The 3,159-nt window shown below is 68.4% G+C and carries 1 protein-coding gene and 1 pseudogene; both read left to right on the top strand.

Annotation, left to right across the window (positions count from 1 at the left end; genetic code table 11):
• Positions 1 to 1,152 (top strand): hypothetical protein (locus ACSION_RS18705; RefSeq protein ID WP_435307266.1); only part of this gene is annotated, 1,152 nt, incomplete at its 5' end.
• Positions 1,149 to 3,159 (top strand): annotated as a pseudogene (locus tag ACSION_RS18700) (hypothetical protein); the annotation flags it as partial. The gene ACSION_RS18705 and the pseudogene ACSION_RS18700, both read left to right, overlap by 4 nt.

The following is a 3,159-nucleotide window of genomic DNA, read 5'->3' as shown; positions in this document are numbered from 1 at the left end:
TCGCTGACGCCGCCGTCGTCGCCGGGCGAAGGCTATCCGGTGCAGACGAACGCGACCGCACCGACGGGTCCTGTCGGTACGTCGACGACGTACTACCTGGAACTGACGCTGGGTTCGGGCGTGGCCGTGCCGGTGCACAACCACATCCCGCTCGATCCGCAGATCGCGCCGGGCCTGGTGATCACCAAGACCGGCGACCGCAAGACGGTGGAAGTCGGCGACAGCCTGGTCTACACGATCACCATCCGCCAGACCGCGGGTGCATCGATGGGCACGGTCAACGTGATCGATCGCCTGCCGCACGGCTTCACCTTCATCGATGGCACCGCGCGCGTCGACAACGCCGGCATCGCCAATCCGCTTGGCAAGCCGGGCCCGACGCTGGTGTTCGATGTCGGTCCGCTCGCGGTCGGCCAGCAGAAGGTGCTGACGTACCGCGTACGCGTGGGCGTCGGCAGCCAGCAAGGCGACGGCATCAACCGTGCGCGCGCCTGGGGCTGCTCGATCGATGGCGGTTGCGTGGATCCGACCACGTTGACGCCGTATCCGAACGGCGGCGTGGTGCCGTCCAATCCGGCCGAGTACCGCGTGATCGTCAGCGGTGGCGTGTTCGCCGACGAAGGCTGCGTGCTCGGCAAGATCTTCGTGGACTGCAACGTCAACCACGTGCAGGACAAGGAAGAGCTGGGCATCCCCGGCGTGCGCATGTACTTCGAGGACGGCACCTGGATGGTGAGCGACGTGGAAGGCAAGTACAGCTACTGCGGCCTGCCGCCGAAGAGCCACACGCTGAAGGTCGATCCGTCGACCCTGCCCGTGGGTTCGCGCCTGACCACCAGCAGCAACCGCAACCTGGGCGACGCGGACAGCCTGTTCATCGATCTCAAGAACGGCGAGCTGCATCGCGCCGACTTCATCGAGGGCAGCTGTTCCAACCCGGTGATCGAGCAGGTGAAGGCACGCCGCACGCAGGGCGAGATCCGCGCGCCGGAGACCGAGCGCAACCAGCAGCCGCTGCGCTTCGAGAGCAAGCCGGCACGCGCGCCGCAGCAGGGCACCGATTCGGCCAATCAGCGGCCGATCGTCGACCCCAGACCGACCAGCGGGCCGACCACCACGGACGGCGCACGCAACGGGGAGGTGCAGCCATGAGCCGCTTCGCCCCGCGTCCGTCGATCTTCATGGAATCCCGTGCCATGCGTGCTCCGCGTCCCTCGTTCCATCCCCTCGCGCTGGCCCTGGCCCTGGCGGTGACGCCGGCGCTCGTGCAGGCGCAGGCCGTCTCCGGCGACCCGCGGTTCACCCCGGTGCTGGGCCAGGCCACGCCGCTGTACCCGCAGTCGCCCGAATCGCAGGACCGCGCACCGCAGCCGCTGTACGCGCAGCCCGGCAACGTCGACTACAGCGTCAACGTCGGCGTGGACCGCGTGGTGGTCGAGGTCGACCGCGACGGCGTGCCGGCCGACGGTCAGTCGCCGGTCAAGGTGGTGGTGCAGCTGTATGGCGCCGACGGCAAGCCGATGGCGGGCGAGTCCTTCGCCACCATCGAGCACAGCGGCGGCCGCATCAAGCTGGCCGACGGTCGCACGGACGAGTTCGGCCCGGGCCGGTTGGACGCCGATGAAGTCACGCCCGGCATCCAGTTGCCGGTGCGCGACGGGCGCGCCGAGTTCGAGCTGCTGGCGCCGCATGATCCGCAGGACGTGCTGTTGCGAGTGACCTCGGGCAGCCACAGCGCCGAGGGCGTCATCGGTTTCGTGCCGGAGATGCGCGAGCTGATCGCAACGGGCCTGATCGAAGGCGTCATCAACTTCCGCCGCAAGGGCGACAGCCTGATCAACGGCACGCAGCAAGGCGACGGGTTCGAGCGCGAGATCCGCCGCTGGGAGAAGCAGTTCAACAGCGGCAAGGCCAACGGCGCGGCGCGTGCTGCGTTCTTCGTCAAGGGCACGATCAAGGGCGAGTACCTGCTGACCGCCGCCTACGACTCGGACAAGGAAGTGCGCGCGCGCCTGCTGCGCGACATCCAGCCTGAGGAGTTCTATCCGGTGTATGGCGATGCATCGCTGCGCGGCTTCGACGCGCGGTCGGCCGAGCGCCTGTACGTGCGCGTGGACAAGGACCGTAGCTACCTGCTGTACGGCGATTTCCAGACCGGCGACAACATCGCCACGCAGACCGGCGTGGATTTCGGCGCCCGCGCCGGCCAGCGCGTGCTGGGTACCTACAACCGCACCGCGACCGGCCTGGGTTGGCACTTCGAGAATACGCGCGTGCGCGGCAACGTGTTCGCCATCGAAGACTCGCTGCGCCAGGTGATCGAAGAGCTGCCGGCCGCAGGCAGCGGTCCGTACGGCCTTCGCAACAACGCGGTGCTGGAAGGCAGCGAGCGCGTGGAAGTGGTCGTGCGCGACCGCAACCAGCCCTCGCGCATCGTCTCGGTGCGTCCGCTCGGCCGGCTGGTCGACTACAGCTTCGAGCCGTTCTCCGGGCGCATCCTGCTCAACAGCTTCCTGCCCTCGTTCGACAGCGACCTCAACCCGGTGTCGCTGCGCATCACCTACGAACTGGACCAGGGCACCGAGAAGTTCCTGGTGCTCGGTGCGGATGCGCAGCTGCGCGTCGGCGCGCGCGGCGAGATTGGCGGCTCCTACGTGGACGACCGCAACCCGTTCGCGGCGTTCGAGATGGGCAGCGCGAACATCGGCTACAAGCTGGGCGCCAACACCTGGCTGGTGGCCGAAGCCGCGCGCACGCGCAGCGAAGTCAACACCAACAGCGTCAACCAATACGGCACGCCGGGCCTGCAGGGCTTGAGCGGGCTGGTGGAAGGCGATGCATGGCGGGTCGAACTGGGCCACGCAGGCAAGGCGCTGGACTTCAAACTGTTCGCCGGCCAGTCCGATCCCGCGTTCAACAACCCGGCGTCGCCGCTGTACGGCGGCCGCGGCGAGTACAGCGTGAACACGCGCTGGCGCCTCAACGAGCGCTTCGAGCTGTACGCCGAAGGCCTGCGCAGCGAGGACCGCAATCCCGATGGCGGTGAACGCGATGCCGCGAGCGCGGGCACGCGGGTGAAAGTCACCGACAGGCTGACGCTGGACTTCGGTTACCGGGCCATTCGCGAGACCGTCGGCGCGTACTACACCTGGGCGACCA

This window comes from Pseudoxanthomonas sp. LjRoot125 (genome assembly GCF_964252705.1).
In the GTDB taxonomy this organism is placed as follows: Bacteria; Pseudomonadota; Gammaproteobacteria; order Xanthomonadales; family Xanthomonadaceae; genus Pseudoxanthomonas_A.
Note: the sequence above shows the minus strand (reverse complement) of the source record. Positions and strands in the feature narration are given on the sequence as shown.